The sequence below is a fragment of the Nocardioides oleivorans genome (assembly GCF_004137255.1).
In the GTDB taxonomy this organism is placed as follows: Bacteria; Actinomycetota; Actinomycetes; order Propionibacteriales; family Nocardioidaceae; genus Nocardioides; species Nocardioides oleivorans.
The window spans coordinates 284,584-301,088 of sequence record NZ_SDWT01000002.1; the positions used below are offsets into that span (position 1 = coordinate 284,584).

14 protein-coding genes are annotated in these 16,505 nt (G+C 66.5%); 8 read left to right on the plus strand and 6 right to left on the minus strand.

Annotated elements, in window-relative coordinates; genetic code table 11:
* Positions 1–33: 33 nt before the first annotated feature.
* Positions 34–351, minus strand: coding sequence for a hypothetical protein (locus EUA93_RS17080; protein WP_129401511.1), 318 nt, complete (start codon positions 349–351; stop codon positions 34–36).
* Between the two features lie 941 nt (positions 352–1,292).
* Here EUA93_RS17080 and EUA93_RS17085 point away from each other — a divergent pair.
* From EUA93_RS17085 to EUA93_RS17110, 7 genes are all read left to right on the plus strand, one after another.
* The gene (locus EUA93_RS17085) at positions 1,293–1,667 is read left to right on the plus strand and encodes a hypothetical protein (RefSeq protein WP_129401512.1); all 375 of its coding nucleotides are present in this window, start codon (positions 1,293–1,295) and stop codon (positions 1,665–1,667) included.
* Positions 1,668–2,643: 976 nt separating this feature from the next.
* Positions 2,644–3,231: a DUF6112 family protein gene (locus EUA93_RS22085; protein ID WP_242497472.1), complete on the plus strand. Its 588-nt coding sequence runs from the start codon at positions 2,644–2,646 to the stop codon at positions 3,229–3,231.
* A 32-nt stretch (positions 3,232–3,263) separates the two neighbouring features.
* A complete protein-coding gene (locus EUA93_RS17095) occupies positions 3,264–3,569 on the plus strand; it encodes a DUF6112 family protein (protein WP_129401513.1) in 306 nt (101 codons plus the stop codon).
* A 9-nt stretch (positions 3,570–3,578) separates the two neighbouring features.
* Entirely contained in the window at positions 3,579–3,848 is a 270-nt protein-coding gene (locus EUA93_RS22090; RefSeq protein WP_242497473.1) for a hypothetical protein, read from the plus strand.
* A complete protein-coding gene (locus EUA93_RS17100) occupies positions 3,824–4,867 on the plus strand; it encodes a TrbL/VirB6 family protein (protein ID WP_242497474.1) in 1,044 nt (347 codons plus the stop codon). The genes EUA93_RS22090 and EUA93_RS17100 overlap by 25 nt, the downstream gene beginning before the upstream one ends.
* Before the next feature lie 6 nt (positions 4,868–4,873).
* Complete coding sequence (locus tag EUA93_RS17105) at positions 4,874–6,322, plus strand: SCO6880 family protein (RefSeq protein WP_129401514.1); 1,449 nt, start codon at positions 4,874–4,876, stop codon at positions 6,320–6,322.
* Between the two features lie 58 nt (positions 6,323–6,380).
* Positions 6,381–6,845 carry a hypothetical protein gene (locus EUA93_RS17110; protein WP_129401515.1) on the plus strand — a complete coding sequence of 155 codons (465 nt, stop codon included), beginning with the start codon at positions 6,381–6,383 and terminating at the stop codon, positions 6,843–6,845.
* Between the two features lie 67 nt (positions 6,846–6,912).
* Here EUA93_RS17110 and EUA93_RS17115 read toward each other — a convergent pair whose 3' ends face one another.
* The 3 genes from EUA93_RS17115 to EUA93_RS17125 are packed head-to-tail and all read right to left on the minus strand — an operon-like array spanning position 6,913 to position 11,565.
* On the minus strand, positions 6,913–8,061 hold the full coding sequence (locus tag EUA93_RS17115) for a DUF3800 domain-containing protein (RefSeq protein WP_129401516.1): 1,149 nt from the start codon (positions 8,059–8,061) through the stop codon (positions 6,913–6,915).
* Positions 8,062–8,076: 15 nt separating this feature from the next.
* The gene (locus EUA93_RS17120; protein ID WP_129401517.1) at positions 8,077–8,796 is read right to left on the minus strand and encodes a hypothetical protein; all 720 of its coding nucleotides are present in this window, start codon (positions 8,794–8,796) and stop codon (positions 8,077–8,079) included.
* A 39-nt stretch (positions 8,797–8,835) separates the two neighbouring features.
* Positions 8,836–11,565, minus strand: a complete 2,730-nt coding sequence (locus tag EUA93_RS17125; protein WP_129401518.1) for a UvrD-helicase domain-containing protein — start codon at positions 11,563–11,565, stop codon at positions 8,836–8,838.
* Between the two features lie 218 nt (positions 11,566–11,783).
* On the opposite strand from EUA93_RS17125, the gene EUA93_RS17130 reads away from it, so the two are divergent.
* On the plus strand, positions 11,784–13,028 hold the full coding sequence (locus tag EUA93_RS17130; RefSeq protein WP_129401519.1) for a tyrosine-type recombinase/integrase: 1,245 nt from the start codon (positions 11,784–11,786) through the stop codon (positions 13,026–13,028).
* Between the two features lie 207 nt (positions 13,029–13,235).
* Here the strand turns inward: EUA93_RS17130 and EUA93_RS17135 are convergent, their stop codons facing one another.
* Together EUA93_RS17135 and EUA93_RS17140 are read right to left on the minus strand one after the other, a co-directional pair.
* Positions 13,236–14,447, minus strand: a complete 1,212-nt coding sequence (locus EUA93_RS17135) for a class I SAM-dependent RNA methyltransferase (RefSeq protein ID WP_129401520.1) — start codon at positions 14,445–14,447, stop codon at positions 13,236–13,238.
* Positions 14,444–16,492 carry an APC family permease gene (locus EUA93_RS17140; RefSeq protein WP_242497476.1) on the minus strand — a complete coding sequence of 683 codons (2,049 nt, stop codon included), beginning with the start codon at positions 16,490–16,492 and terminating at the stop codon, positions 14,444–14,446. Before EUA93_RS17140 ends, EUA93_RS17135 begins: the two co-directional genes overlap by 4 nt.
* Between the last annotated feature and the right edge of the window lie 13 nt (positions 16,493–16,505).

The window sequence follows — 16,505 nt, forward strand, 5'->3', positions numbered from 1 at the left end:
GTCGAGTTCCTGCGACTCCTGCGCGGAGTCAGGTCAAAGCCGATCGATCCAAGTGTCCTCATCGCGGTCGTCCCAGGCCGAAGCCCCCGACGGCTTCTTGGTCGGCGCCGGGCCCAACCGGTTCAGGACGCTGAGCGCCTCTTCCTGAGTGAGTGCTCGCAGCGACTCCACAGGCCGTCCGACTGAGGTCTCGATGGCCTCTTGACGCTCCGCCATTGTGGTCAATCCCCGGGCGTCGAGCGCCTTGCGGAGGAGGTCGATCTGCCAGTCAGCAGCGGAGGCCGGCCAGGTCGCCTGAGTCGGAGGGGCGGAAGGCTCGTCGTCACCGAATAGCGAGAGATCGTCAGACACGTGACGATCCTACGAAGCCGGGTGTGGGACGGTCAGCGACCGGGGTGGGGCGCCGATGAAGGAGTCTGGCGGCGCTGCGAAGGAGAACACCGATCGTGAGGCATCCAATCTTGATCGCGTCCCAGGCAAGGAGGAGCACGACGAGGTTGAGCCAACAGGGGCCTCCGGCACTGATGCCGAGTTGCATGCCTCGCATGGCCAACAGAAGTGCCGCCGCCAGGGCGGTGAGGCCCGCTGTCATCTTCCACGATGGAGGCGACCTCCGGACGTGGCGGATGAGGACGCTCGACGGGGCGTACACGGCCAGGTAACGCTGGAGGGCCGCGACTGCCATCAGGGCCGGGATTACGAGCAACAGCAACGTGGGGCTCCCTTCGGAGGTATCCCTCCAGACATACGCCTCGCGGGGCCAGCCTCTCGGACCGGAATTCCCTTCCTGTGGAGAACTGACCGCTGCGGGTGGCTATGGCGCGGACATGAGCGGCGGGACGGCAGTGACGGCTCGGCCGCGGTGGCTCTGGGCAACCAACTGCTCAGTGCGGCGTACTGCGTGGAGTGCACGGTCCCGATCAGCGCGCTGAGCGTCGGACTCCGCTCCCCCACCTATGGGGAGATTTGACGTGACCCGGTAGCGATCTCGGTAGGCGGCGATGGTCGCCAAGCATTCCACCCACTTCGCCTGCTCCGCGCGTTCAGGTTGGGTCACGCTGAACCGCCGAGTCCACGGTGGAAGCGGCTGCTTCACCCATCTCACCCACCAAGGCCTAATCTGCCGCAGGGTCGCGAGCCGCGATGACCTTCACCATGTTCGATACACCAGCATCGAACCGCAGGACGTGCCCCCGCCCGGCGGCCAACTCCTCGCTTCAGCCCGGTTGGTCGATCTACCCCCAGGATCCACGCCGGCGCATTGATGGTCCGCGTTCCGACAGCAGCTCAAGGTGCACGAAGAAATCGGCACTCCATACGGGGGCGAGTTTGGGATCACGGTCGAGCTTGGATCGGTTTGGGGTCGCCGCGGCATCGCCCCTGCGGTGAAGACGTTGCTCGACGGGTTCATAAGCGCCCTGCACGTCCACGACTTGTCGAGTCGTGAACACGTGGCGGCTGCTCTGGACGAAGTCGGCGACGGCGAGCGTCTGTGGGAGCTTCTCAACGATCCCGCAATGGCGATTCTGGGTCCACGACGCTTGGTCCGCCCTCACGGTAGGGGCATCGCATGGAACCCTGCCGACGAACGCTGCGGGTTCTTCCAGTTCACGAGGTCCGCGCAGGCCGATGCCGTGACCGTCAGGATCCACGCGTTGTCGCGCTGAAGTTCGGCGTCAGGTCTGCCCATTGAGTTGGAGCGCAGCTTGCAACGTTGGGGCGATGACCTCTGTGACATATGGAGCATTTGGTCGATCGCCCCACCTGATGTTCCCGTGAGCCGACGGGTGGGACAAGCGGCAAACGACAACCCGGCGCCCATCGAGGGTGGCCTCGTACAGGTGCTCCGTGTGCTCTCGTTCTGGGGCCAGAACCCCGGTCGCCCACTTGGCGACCTTGGTGCCCTGGAGGATCACGATCGTGGGCTCAAGTATCGACAGCGTGGCGGAGAAGTGGGTGCCGCAGTTGCGGGCCATGGTGCCGGTGGGTCGCCCTTGGCTACCTCCGGGCGGGCCAGCTGAGCAGAGCAGGCGGTTCACTAGGGCAAACGCGTCAAAGAGATGGAAGCGTCGACCCGTCGTGGGAAGCACGAACTCGCCCTCGTAGTCCGTACCGAGGCCGGTTCCCAAGAGCAGCCTCAGCGCGGTGGTCGTGCCTCTCATGTGGGGATTGCGTCCGGGGTATCCGTCCTGCGCGTAGTAGCGATGCGCCAACCCCGACCCGTTCAGGACCTGCTGATACCGCGTTTCCATAGTGACCCCGCTGAGGTACCTGGCCGCCGATGGACCCTTGGCGAGACCGGACTCTTGACCCACGACGGCGATGCGTAAGGGCGCTCCGTCAAGAGTCATGTCGAACCGGCGGCCGACGTGACTCATGATGCCTTCCCTGAAGGCATCGCCCTGGTGCCGCGAATTGCGGCACTGCTGGTAGCTCGGACAGATGAACTGGCCATCCGACAGGAGGCTGCCTTCGACGTACCTGCTTAGCCTCGCGATGCGACTTCTCGTTGCCGGGAGATCCACGCTGACCTGCCGGTCCCGCGGCTCAGGCACGGCGGCTACCGGCGGTCCTCGCAACCAATAGCGGGACGAGTCGATCTCTCCAGGTCGGTACGTGAATGTGCCCGCTCGACATGCCTCCGTGCGCGCACTGCTCGCGATACACGGACTCCTGCGTTTCCCGGCGAATGTCGACACCCGCCAGGTCTTCGATGAGGGTGACGAGCAGGTTCTCCACGCCGTCGTCGGTGGGCGGGACCGGCGTCTCGTCGAGAGCATCTCGAAGTTCCTGCCAGAGGTGCTGATCACCGCGCAGCCTCCACTGCTCGGGCTCGGGAATGAACAAGGACCCCATCCTCACGTCGTCAGACTACGGGAGCGGGCGGAGGCGATCGGGGGACGGAGAGCCCCGGTGCTTCGGTCAACGCACCTGATGGTCATGACCCTGATGCTGGTGACTTTCACGGACGTCGGCCCGAACTTCGGAGCCGTCGGCGGATCAGGCGAGCTCCGCACCATCGTCGGTGCCCTGCTGACCTACGGCCTGATCGTCGCCGTATTCGTGCTCGTCGTATCCGTGACGACGTGGGCCATCGCGTCGAGCTCTGGTAGCTGGAACACCGCCCAGAAGGCGAAGACCGGCTGCTTCGTCGCGATCGGCGGCGCGGCCCTTACCGGCGCCGCCCTCACCTGGGCCAACTGGCTGCTGGACATCGGCCCGCACCTCTAAGGCGTCCGCCCGTCCGACGTCAGGAGCCTCCGATGGACCTACTCACAGCAGCACTCCTGCTCCCCCTCGACATCTCGATCGATCCGAACTCCAACGGCCTGCCCGGGATCGGCCAACTCGAGAAGATCGTCGGAGCGTCGATGACGGTCGGGCTGATCCTCGCGGTACTCGCGCTGATCATCTCGGCCATCGTATGGGCGCTGGGAGCCAACTCGTCCAACCCACACCTCGCGGGTCGCGGCAAGCTCGGCGTTCTCGTAGCCCTGGGCGCCGCGATCGTCTGCGGCGCCTCGGTGACACTGGTGAACTTCTTCTGGAACGTCGGCCAGCAGGTCTGAGGAATCGGCATGGGTGTCTGCGACGTACCGGTAATCCACGAGGTCTGCAACGCCGCGGGCGACGCGGCCGGCGCGGTCATCACCGCGCCCTTCGACTGGCTTGCCCAGGGCATGGGCGGCGCGGCCGAGTGGATGTTCACGTCCGTCTGGAAGGTCATCGACACCACGACCTTCGTCGACGTGACCAGCGGGGAGTACACGAAGGTCTACAACATCATGTTCGGCGTCGGCGTCTTCGTGATGCTCGGGTTCTCATGCTCCAGGTCATCGGCGGCGTGATCCGCCGCGAACCGGCTGCACTGTCCAGAGCCGCGCTCGGGCTAGCCAAGTCGATCCTCGGCTCTTTCGTCGCACTCGCGTTGCTCGCGACCGCGCTCGAGATCACCGACCAACTCTGCATTGGCATCGTCAACGCCGCCGGCACCAACATGAACGAGATGGGCGACAAGGTCGCCGTACTCGCCGCCGGACTCGGTTCCATCAACCTCGCCGCCCCGGGAGCCGGCGCGATCCTGACGATCTTCCTCGCCAGCCTCGCCATCATCGGCGCCATGGTCGTGTGGATCAGTCTGCTGATCCGCAAGGCGCTGCTGTTGATCGCGATCGTGTTCGCGCCGATCGCACTCGCCGGATCGAGCTGGGACCACACCCGCTCGTGGCTGGCCCGGTGGGCGACGTTCGTGATCGCGATGATCCTGTCGAAGGTCGTCCTCATGGTGATCTTCCTACTCGCCACCGCCCAGGTCTCGGCGCCGATCGATGCCGACCTGGAGTCCGTTAGCCAGCCGATGGCGGGCGTCGTACTGATGCTGATGGCCGGGTTCGCGCCGTACCTGACCTACAAGGCCATCGCCTTCATGGGCTTCGACATGTACCACACGATGTCGGCCGAGCAGGAGGCCAAGTCGTCGCTCAACCGGCCGATGCCGATCCCGCTGTCTCGCCGCACCGGCAGCGAGCCGGCGAAGGTCCTGGGCGGGGGCGGCGCAGACGGTGGCGGCGGTACGACGTCCGGCGCCTCGCCTGCGGTCACGGGACCATCCACGGGCGGACCGTCAGGTGGAACCGGCGGCGGAGGCGCCGCAGCAGGTGGCGCCTCCGGATGTGCTGCGGCGGGCGGTGCAGTTGCCGCCGGAGTCGTGGTCGCGAATGAGGCAGCAGCGGCCGGTCCTCGGCTCGGCAACTTCGTCGCCGCCCAGGCGACCGGCCAGGCACAGGCACATGAGTCCGCCGCTCCTTCGACCATCCCACCCCCAGTCGCGGATTCGACGCTGGTCGACACCGCAGGGAAGAAGTGAGCGGCCGTGGCCACGACGACCCGCGAGCGGGAGCTGACCCCGATCAAGTTCTCGCGCCTGACGCGGCGCGGCGTCCTGCTGGGCCTCTCCGGGGCGCAACTCGTGATGGCCAGCCTCGCGTCGGGCACGTTGATCATCGGTCTGTACGTCGGCGCCGTGGTGATGACCTTCCCGATCATCCTGTTCTTCGTCATGCTGGCATTCGTTGGCGTCGGCGGGCGCAAACTCATCGAGTGGGCGCCGATCGGCGCGCGCTGGCTCTGGCGATCAGCGGGAGGTCAACTCCTGTATCGCCGTCGAGTCGTGAAGCCGCGTCCGGCCGGAACGCTGGCGCTGCCCGGCGATGCGGCTCGGCTGCGTCAATGGGTCGACCCCGAGACAGACGCCGTCATGGTCCACGACCCCCACGCTGCAACCCTGACCGCCATCGTCGGTGTCTCCCACCCCGCGTTCGTGCTGCTCGACCCAGCTGAGCAGGAGCGCCGAGTCGTCTCGTGGGGCCGCGTCCTCGCGACGGCATGCCGATCCGGACGAATCGCCTCCGTCCAGGTGATGGAGCGGACGCTGCCCGACTCCGGCAAGGGCCTGGCGGACTGGTGGGAGCAGCACGGCAGCCGTTCAGGATCGTGGGCGTCGACGACGTACGGCGAGCTCGTTGACCGCGCCGGCCCGGCGGGCGAGCGCCACGCGTCGACCGTCTCGATCTCCCTGGACATGAAAGTGGCCGGGCGAGCGATCCGGGCTGCCGGCGGCGGCAAGCGGGGGGCGGCCGCCGTACTCCGGCAGGAGATGGCGACCATGCTCGCCGCTCTCCGGTCCGCCGATCTCTCCCCCGGCGAGTGGCTCACGGCCGGGGATCTTGCGCTGATCCTCAGGTCGGCGTACGACCCTGCCGTGGCGGGCGCACTTGAGCGCCAGGGCGACATCGGGCGCGACCTCGCGACCGCGGGCCCTGTCGCGGTCACCGAATCGTGGGGCTCCTTGCGCAGCGACTCCGCGCACCACTGCGTGCTCTGGATCAGTGAGTGGCCACGATCCCTCGTCTACCCAGGATTCCTCGCGCCGCTGCTGCTGTCCTCGGGGATCCGGCGGACTTTCACGCTTCTCTACACACCGATGCGCACCGACCGCGCGGCCCGGGACATCCGCAAGAAGAAGACGGAGTACATCTCGGACGCCGCCCAGCGGCAGAAGATCGGGCAGATCGAAGACGCTCAGCAGACCGCCGAGTACCAGGACGTCCTCCAACAGGAGGCAGACCTGACGGCCGGCCACGGCGTGCTGCGGGCAACGGGCTTCATTTCGGTCAGCGCGAGCGATCCCGATGAGCTCGAGCGCGCCGTGGCAGCGATGGAGCAGGCGGCGATCCAGGCATCGTGCGAGACCCGCCGGCTCTGGGGGCAGCAGGCTCAGGGTTTCGCGCTGGCAGCACTCCCCCTGTGCCGACCCGTGTGACGCGACCGGCTCCGCTGATCACCTGCGGCACGGGTCCTGCCTGACTACGATCGGCCGTGTGACGGGCCCCGACGAGATGCTCACCCACAAGACCCGGGCGAACCATTTCAAGAGGCGGATCGCGATGGGGGGCCACCTCTGGCTGGACGAAGGAACGTCGCCCGCCCTGGTCTTTCGGGCGCATGGGTTCTTCCAACGGCGCTACGAGCTCCGCCTTCGACTCGCCGACATTCGTTCGTGCACCGGGTGGACGATCAACATGAAGGACGGGACGACCGAACGGTTCATTGTGGCGTCCGGTACTGGCCTTGCCGAAGCTCTGGCCGCGGCGCGCTCGCCACGTCGGCGCAATTCGAACATCTCGGATGACGATGGCTACGACAACCTCTCGAAGAAGCAGAGCGATCACTTGTGGTACGGCGATCACTCGGAGCTGAACTGGCGCGACAGAGAACAGGCGCAGGCCTGGGGCATGGATGCCGACACCTACGTGAGCAACTGGCTCGAGAACGACAAGGACTGATCGTTCGGTCGCGCTTCGGACACGTGGACCCATCCCAGAGAGCCGTTGGCGGATCGTTCACGAACCCTCACGGGAGGAAACGTTGCCGGAGGTCCGCCCAGCCGATCGCGCTCAGATGTTCCAGAGTCGCCCTCGGAACGTTGACGTCCCATGAATAGAACTCCTTGTGGAGCATCACGAGGTCGCCGCAGACTGCACGTTCGTCCTCGTCAAGGCAGACGCCGCGACTCAGCTTCGTGAACACGGTCCTTACGAAGCCGACCAGAAGGTCGGCAAGTTGGATGAAGGGCTCCTGCTTCGAGTCGCCGAGCTTCAGGCTGTCGACGGTGGGCATGCTGAAGAAGCGAATCTCGCCATTGATGACGAGCCAGTCACTGCCGTCGGACTCCCGGATCATGCCACGCACCAAGGCGAGAAGGTCATCGAACCGCACGATGTTGTCGTGGACGATGTCGATACGCACATCGCGGGGTCGGAGGAACTGCTCTAGCCGGTTCATCAGAGCGAACATCGAGTGCCCGAGCGTGGTCCGCATCCAGACATCTGCACCAAACTCACGCCCGATGGCGGCAAGCGACTCGGATCCGAAGTGTCTGAGCATTTCTGCGAGGGCGGCCCCGTTGTTCTCCTCGATGAAGTCGGCGAATTGCAGCGCGAGCTGTGCGAGGCGGGCGAGCTCTGGTTCTACACCGGCACGGAGCATGTCCGCGAACGCGGAGAGAAGCTCGGGAGCCGGCAAGAGGTGCTCCGCAAGGTCCTTCTTGACGTCGTACGCTGACGTGAACTCGATGGGGAGGAAGTGGTTGTACTCGGGATCAAAGAAGGTCTCCACCACCTTCGCGGCGAGGATGTAGTCCTTGTCCATCACGTGGAAGAAGGGCACGGCAGCGCTCCCGAGCATCGTCTGGAAGATGTCCCTGAACACAGCCGAGCCACCGTCACGTCTTGACAGCTGTTGCCACTTCAGCTCAGGAGCGTTGAGGCGGTGCCGCGCCCGCAGGCCGGAAAGGGCGGAGACCAGTGCCCCTTGGTGGGTGGATGGAACCATCCAGCCTCCGTGGACGAACACGGGCTGGTCACGATCACCCCAGTGGACGCCTGTATTGCCGCTCTCGTCGCAGTAGAAGGTGGCGCGCGTTTCGGTCTCCCGACTACCGACGGCAGCGCGAGCACGCTCCTGGACCGCTCGCTTAGCCGGATTACCTGACCTCCCCACAGCGAAAGCCTAGATCTACAGAGCGTGGCCGAGCTGCAAAAAGATGTTGCGGAGGCGCTTCTTCGGGCCTACCGCTGTGATGACCTGGCCGTTGCGGTCGACCACCTCGACGACCATGTTGAGGCCCTTCGCCGCCACCCGGACTGAGGCGATGTCGTCCTTGAAGACCTCGGCGAACCCAGAGAAGTTCCGGCCGATGAAGTGCAGCGCAAGCACGTCCTCTGTCGGGTAGTGGTTCAGCACCCATGTCCCGTCGGTCTTCGTGGAGGACCGCGAGGTCCGGAACTCGTCCCAGCCCCCGTCGATGAAGCCGCCTGCCGTCGAGATCAGCGCCGTGGGGTCGGAGTCCAGCGCGGGCTCGTAACGGATTCCGCCGATGAGCGTGTGTGTGCCCTCCGTGGCCCGACCCGGCCGATCATCAACATCATCGTGACCGGGGATCGTGACGCCATGGAGGCGGCCGCCAGGCCCCACATCTGAGGCGATGTGCTGGCCGACGTACTCGTAGAATCGTCTCACCGTGCCGCAGTCGTCCATGGAGTGTCCGGCCTTGAGCCAGCGCCCGGCCGCCTCTGCGCCCGCCACCTGGCTCGCGAGCTCTGCCAACTCGGGCGTAACGACATCACCTGGTTCACCGAGTTTCGAGGCCGACGCGAAGATCTCGGCGGCGACGGCACCTTCGTCGGGCAGCATCGCCATCACCCGCGCCCGCTCGCGTTCTTCACGCTTGGACATGTCTCTCTCCTGTTCTCAGTGGCCGGCACAACGTCATGGTCATGAAGGGACTCGTCGCTTCGATGTGCACGCGGGGAAGCGGTTGCACGCCATGAACGGGCCGTACTTGCCCTGCCGCAAGACCATCAGCCCCTTGCCGCAAACTGGGCAGGGGTCAGGCACGTCCCCTTGTGCGCCATCACCGAGGACGGTCACAACGCCATCGCTGAGCAGTTCGGTCACGAATTCCGACTCACGGCCGGTCCTGGCGATGAGGAGCACCGTCTCGCGCGCCCTCGTGAGCGCGACGTAAAAGAGACGTCGTTCTTCGGCGTGCGGAAAGTCGTCACCTTCGGGGAGCGCGAGTCGCAGCAGTGGATCGTCTTCCTTGGTGCTTGGAAAGGCACCCCGGGTGAGTCCAGGGATGATCACGTGATCTGCTTCAAGCCCCTTGGACGAGTGCACCGTTTGGAACGAGACATCCAGGCTCGGATAGCGGGTGCGCGGAACGAGTTCTCGCTCGTACCTGTAGCGCCCGAGGATCTTGACCGACGTGGTGGGTCCGTCCGCAGCGAGGCCCGATAACTCGCTCAGTCTTTGCGCAATCGCGTCGGTAACCCCTGTGTCGCTGTCCACAAGGGCGAGGGCGAGCGGGACAGCCTGAGTCCGGTCGGAGCGCACCTGCTTCTTCAATTGGTTTGGGTTCTTCATGGCGAAGTCGCCAGCGATGGTGCTGAGCTGCTGAGAGCAGCGGAAGGTCCGTTCAAGGCGCAGGATGTGTCCCGCCCCGAAGGCGTCTTCGAAGCTTGTCATTGCCGAAATGTCTGATCCTGCGAAGCGGTAGATCGATTGCCAGTCGTCTCCCACCGCGAAGAGGAAGTGGCCCGGGCGATTTACTAGCGCGCGGACGAGCCGGGCGCGCGAGTGGCTTGCGTCCTGGAACTCGTCGACGAGCACGACGCGATACGGCGACGTCCACCGGCCTGCCTCGACGAGGTCGGTTGCGTGGTTCAGCATGTCCTCGAAGTCGACCTCATTTGCATCCCTCAGGCGGCGGTCCCACTCCTGGCGGACCTCGTCGAAGAGGTCAAGGAAGAGAGTCTCGCGGAGGTCCGGTGTCCCGTTTCGTCCCGTTGTCACCCGGGCACGCAGGTCGGCAGCTCCAAGGCGGTTGCTCTTTGCGTGGGCCAGGAACGTACGGAAGAGGGTGCACATCTCCCGATCCGTGAGGAGCGGAGTTCCGGGGACTGGTCGGTCAGGGTCGAAGTCCGGTTCGATGCCATTGGCGCGGAGCTGTCGCTCAAGGTCACCAAAGAGACTGCCACTTGCCAGGTCCCTCGCTGCAGTTTCGATCAAGATCGTCCGGTTGTCAGAGTGGAGGCTCTTCTTCCAAGCGCTGGACTGGAGGTACCCCTCGAAGCCCGGCGGCTCCGCCTGGCCAGGCACCAAGGCCCAGTGCTCGTGGTAGACGCCCACTGACGGATAGAAGAAGTCGGGTCGGTATTGCGAGTGCTGGGCGTCTGCGACATCGACTTCGTACGGACGCTCATATTCGAACTCGATGCCGGACTTGATGAGCCAGTTCGCGATAGCCCGTTCGCCGGCACTCTTCATCACCTCGAGGTTCAGATCACGGAAGCCACTCCTCCGCTTCACGGGATCCCACGCGTCGGGCTCGGGTTCCGCGTCACCCGTCACCGGAACGCCCAGCACGTTCTGGAACAGAGACCATCTGGCCGCGAACTCCGGCGATGAACGTCGTAAGGCGCGCACGACGTCCGCGATCAAGGGAACTCCGTTGTCGGAGTCCAAGCCCGGTGCGAGACGCGGCTTCGCTCCGGTCGCCTCTCCGATGACCCTCAACCCGAAGGCATGGAAGGTCGTGGCGCGGAGGCCGTCAGCCGAGATGTTGGCGTTCGCGAGTCGAGCGTCACAGCGCTGGCCGAGCTCATCAGCCGCAGCCTTGTTAAAGGCCAGGAGCAAGATCTCGTCAGCCTCGGCGAGGTTCTTTCGGATCGTCCACCCGGCCTTGGCGACCATCGTGGAGGTCTTGCCAGAACCTGCCGAGGCGACGAGCTGCACTCGATTGTCAAAGCAGATGACTGCCCGAGCCTGCTCCTCATTGAGGGGCGTCTTCTCGATCCGGTCAAAGAACGCTCGTTCGTCGATGAGCTCGACGTCTACGAGGGCCTCGTTTTGGGCTGCGACGTGGGCGTGGACGGACCAGTCTGCGTCGAGAACGTGCAGCGCCTTGCGCTCCCGCTCATCTGCTCGGTCAGCCATCAAGCGGCGCTGCGCGGCACTAAGCAGATGAGTCGAGCGCAGATGAGCGAGTCTGTCTTCCCACTCGACGATGAACTCTTCGGGGAGCCAATGCCGGTTGTCCCAGTTCGTGCGGGTAGCTGCCTGGAATCCGGTCCACCAGCCAACCAGCGCTTCGAGCACCGGCTGAAGGTCGAGTGCTTCCTCGTACTCCCTGACCTGCTGACCGACGCACGCGCGGAACTCTGACAGGGCACGCTTTGAAAGGCCCGGGAGTGCGCTCAAAATGCCAAGTTCAGGCGCAGACATCCGCGCCCAGATCGACCCGATCTCGAAGTTGAGCTTCTCGTGTTCGGCGACATGCACAGTCGACAACCCCGACGGCGTCATGACGCTGATGTGCTGGTCAGTGATACCAAGCGTCCAGTACGGCGCCCGACCGAGATGCCGAGCCCAGAACGATGGGGACCACGAGTTCGCCTGCCGCCCGCCGATCACACCCATCCCCTCCCTGAAGGCCGCCGGCACCCTTCCCTCCGCCGATCACCTGAAGACTGGCAGAGCCGTCCGACAGATGTACCGAAATGCGTACAGGGACTCACGTCGAGTCGTTCTCCGAGGAGGAACCGCCCCCCGCACCCGGCCCCGGCGCGGTCCGGACGCGCAACCGGGCCAATCGGGTGAACGGTGCTGCTCTGCGTGCAAGCGACCCTGACGGGCTCGCTTGACGGCTGAAGGAGAGGACGATGGCCAGGCAGAAGTTGATGGTCGGCACCTACGGTGAGATCAGTTGCTTCAAGTTGAAGAGCGGCACGTGGCATGCCCGCGCCCGATGCTGCGATGTCGACGGTGTCGTGCGTCAGTACCGCAAGAACGGCGAGACCAAGAACAAGGCGAGGGCCAACCTCAAGGCGTTCTTCGTCGAGCACACCGGAACCTTCGGCGATGGTGCTCTCGCACCCGATAACACGGTTCAGGATCTTCTCGACCTCTGGTTCGAGAAGATGGAGAAGGCCGAAGGCGGTCCCAGCGCGGAAACCCTGGGGTACTACCGCTCCCACGTCCGCTGGGTCCTGGACAGGGACAAGACCGAGCAGCCGCTCGGCGCCTACCAACTGCGGCACGTTCGACCGGTGATCATCCAGGCCGCGCTAGACAGCGCTGGCGTCTCTCCCGACCTGCGCAAACGCATTCGCAGCGTTCTCGTGCGCGCGTTCAACATGGCGATCTTCCACGAGGCCATCAACGGCAACCCGGCCACGGCCGTCCCCTCGGTCCCTGTGCCACGTAACAAGAAGAAGCCTGTTCCCGTGAAGGACCTGGACGCCGTCCGCGTCGCAATCCGCGAGTGGGCCAGCGCCGAGAAGCGGAACGGTCCGAAGAGCGTCGATCTGCCCGACATCGTCGAAATGCTCATCGCCACCGGCATGCGCATCGGCGAACTGCTCGCCCTTCGATGGTCCGACATCGAGCTGACGCCGCCGCCCGAACGGCGGGACCACGAGGGGTGGTTCCCGTGGCTGATGGTGAACGGCCAGATCACCTCGAAAGGCAAGCGGGTCGACTACGGCAAGACCCACGCCGCGATCCGTCCCATCGCGCTCCCGGACTGGGCTGCGGCGCTGCTACGCCGGCGCAAGGTTGCGCAGACACCCAACGACCTCGACGCGGTGTTCATCACCCGCAACGGCACCTGGCACTTCCCCACCATCGTCCAGGGTCGGCTGCGCCACATTCGCCTACTCGATGACTACGCCGACCTTGCCGCGCTCCAGGATGTCTCGCCCCACTCCTTCCGCCGAACCGTGGCAACCGAGATCGACGAGGTCTACGACGCCGAGGCCGCAATGAACCAGCTGGGCCACACTTCCAAGGCGGTCACAGAGCGGCACTACATCAACCGACGGCTCGTCGTGCCCGACTACCGGGCCGCCACCGACCGCCTTGCTCCCGGCCCCGAGACGAGCGATGGGCCGACTCCCGGGCTCTGAGAGGCCTTCGGCGGACCGAAGTGGCTCTCCGGTCCGTAGACGCGCCCTGAGCCGTCTACGGACCGTTCTGCGCGTCCCCAGCCCATCACGACGGCCAGTCACGGCGGCGCGATCGAGGCCTCAGAAGCCGAGCCGCGATCTCAAAGTGAGCCCAAAGTGAGCCTTAAGGCCGGTTTTGCGAGGTCAACCCTGACAGCCCGGATCGCATCACCGCAGGTCAGAGCCGGTTTTCGTCAGCAGGGCCACGCACTCGACGTGGTGCGTCATCGGGAACAGGTCGAACGCCCGGATGGCGGTGAGCTCGTAGCCGTGCTCGGCGAAGATCGCCACGTCGCGGCCGAGCGCGGCGGGGTCGCAGGCGACGTACGCCACCGCGCGGGGGCGGCGGTCGACGACCTGCTCGACGACGGCGCGCTTGGCTCCCTCGCGCGGCGGGTCGAGGACGACGAGGTCGAACGGCTCGTCGTACCCCTCGCGCAGCACCTGGTCGGTCGGACCGCACTCCACGACCGCGGGCTTCAGCGCGGCGAGGTTGCCGCGCGCGTGCTGACAGGCCGTGCGATCGGCCTCGACGGCGACGACACGGGCGCCGGTGGCCGCACCGACGAAGCGGGCGAAGAGCCCGACGCCGGCGTAGAGGTCGAGCGCACGCTCCCCCGGCGCCGGTGCGAGCAGGTCCAGCACCGTCTCGACCAGGACCCGCGGAGCCTCGGGGTGCACCTGCCAGAAGCCGTCGCCGGCGACCGTGAACGGGTACGTCGACCCTGCCGCCGTGACCTCGTGGGTGACCGGGTCTCGTGACGGGCGCTGGGCGCCCTCCTCGACCAGCGACTCGCGGGGGCCGGCGCCGTCGGCGGCGATCAGGCAGTCGTCGACCGGGACGAGCGTGTGGGACCGGTGTGCGCGCATCGCGGGACGTCCGTCCGGGAGCGCGGCGTAGCGCTGGCGGGTGCGCCAGCGCAGGCCGTCGTCGGGGCGGCCGGGCACCGGCACGGCCGCGACGTGCAGCCCGTCGACGAGCGGCGAGGCTGCGTCGAGGCGTCCGAGCCGGACCAGCTGCTCGCGCACGACGGACGTCTTGAGGTCGCGCTGCGCGGGCACGGCGACGTGCTGGAAGTCGCAGCCGCCGCACAGCCCCGGGCCCGACAGCGGACAGGGCGGCACGACCCGGTCGGGCGAGGACGTGAGCACCTCGACGGCGTCGCCACGCCAGAACCGGTCACCCTCGGTGCCCTCGGTGATCTCGAGGACGACCCGTTCGCCGGGCAGCGCGTGGCGCACGAACACCACCCGCGCCTCCGGCTCCGGCAGTCGTACGACGCAGTGGCCGCCGTGCGCGACCAGACCGACCTCGGCCTCGAAGCGCTCACCGACGCGGGAGCGCCCCCGGGCCCGGCGCGGGCGGTTGGTGCGGCTCACGAGTCACCGGGACGGCGGGTCCCGCGCGAGGACGCCCGCCCACGACGCAGGTCGCCGGCCAGGACCCGGCCCTCGTTGGCCTTCTCCCGCTCCTGGGCGGCCTGCGACGAGCGCAGCTGGTAGGGCACGGAGATGACCATGACGCCGGGCGTGAAGAGCAGCCGGCCCTTGAGCCGCAGCGCGGTCTGGTTGTGCAGCAGCTGCTCCCACCAGCGGCCGACGACGTACTCCGGGATGTAGACCGCGACGACACCACGGGGGTTCGCGTTGCGGATCTCCTGGGTGTACTCCACGATCGGCCGCACGACCTCGCGGTAGGGCGAGTGCAGGACCTTGAGCGGGATGTCGAGGTGCCGGTCGTCCCACTCCTCCAGCAGCCGGTTGGTCGCCTTGGCGTCGATGCTGACGTAGATCGCCTCGAGGACGTTGGGGCGCGTGGCCCGGGCGAAGGCGAGGGCGCGCAGCGTCGGCTTGTGCAGCTTGGACGCCAGCACGATCGCGTGGACGCGGGTCGGCATGACCTTGTCCTGCTCGTCGGCGGCGAGCTCGAGCTCGACCCGGGCGTAGTGGCGACCGATCGCCTTCATCAGGACGAAGAAGAACACCATCGCCAGGATCGTGATCCAGGCGCCGTGGAGGAACTTGGTGATCAGCACGATGACCAGGACCACGGCGGTCATGCCGAGGCCGAAGGTGTTGATCGCGCGCGAGCGCAGCATCCGGCGTCGGGCGGCGGGGTCCTTCTCGGTCCGCAGGTGGCGCGTCCAGTGGCGGATCATGCCGAGCTGGCTCAGGTTGAACGAGACGAAGACACCGACGATGTAGAGCTGGATCAGCTTGGTGGTCTCGGCGTCGAAGATCCAGATCAGCAGGATCGACATCGCGGCGAGGAAGACGATGCCGTTGCTGTAGGCCAGGCGGTCGCCGCGCGAGCCGAGTGACCTCGGCGCGAGGCCGTCCTGGGCGAGGATCGAGCCGAGCACCGGGAAGCCGTTGAAGGCCGTGTTGGCGGCCAGCACGAGGATGATGCCGGTCACCGTGAGGACGAAGTAGAAGCCCGGCGAGAAGTGGTCGAAGACCCCCGCGGCGATCTGGGCGATCACCGGGTGCTGCTCGTAGCTGTCCGGCACGGCCCCGCCCGCCGCCGTACGCAGGCGGTCGAGCTCGTGCGGGTCGACGTAGCGGATCGCCATCTGCTTGGCCAGGACGATCACGCTCATCATCATCGTGATCGCGATCAGGCCGAGCAGGAGGAGCGTCGTGGCGGCGTTGCGGCTCTTGGGCTTGCGGAACGCGGGCACGCCGTTGGAGATCGCCTCGACACCGGTCAGGGCGGCGCAGCCGGACGAGAACGCGCGGGCGAGCAGGAACATCAGCCCGACCTGGGTCAGCGGCTCCTCCCAGCCGGGCTGCGGCTGGATGACGAGGTCGGCGCTCTCGGCCTGCGGCAGGTCCCCGGCCAGCAGGCGCAGCAGGCCGTAGGCGCACATCCCGAGGATGGCGAACATGAAGAGGTACGTCGGGACCGCGAAGAACGAGCCGGACTCGCGCACCCCGCGCAGGTTCACCGCGGTGAGCAGGACCACCGCGACGATCGCCACCGTCGCCTCGTGCCCGATCAACGGGTTGATCGCGCCGGCGGCGTACTGGGCGGCGGACGAGATCGACACCGCGACGGTGAGGACGTAGTCGACCAGGAGCGCGCTCGCGACGGTGACGCCGGCGTTGCGGCCGAGGTTGACCGTGGCGACCTCGTAGTCGCCACCGCCCGACGGGTAGGCGTGCACGGTCTGGCGATAGCTCGCCACGACCGTGAGCATCACGAGGGCGACGACGATGCCGATCTTCCAGGACCAGACGTAGCTCGAGGCCCCGGCCACGGCCAGCATGATGAAGATCTCGTCCGGCGCGTAGGCCACCGACGACAACGCGTCGCTGGCGAACACCGGGAGGGCGATCCGCTTGGGCAGAAGGGTCTCGCCGAGCTGGCTGCTGCGGAGCTTGCGCCCCAGCAGGATCCTCTTCGAGACGTCGCCGACACTCACAGGCGGGAAGCCT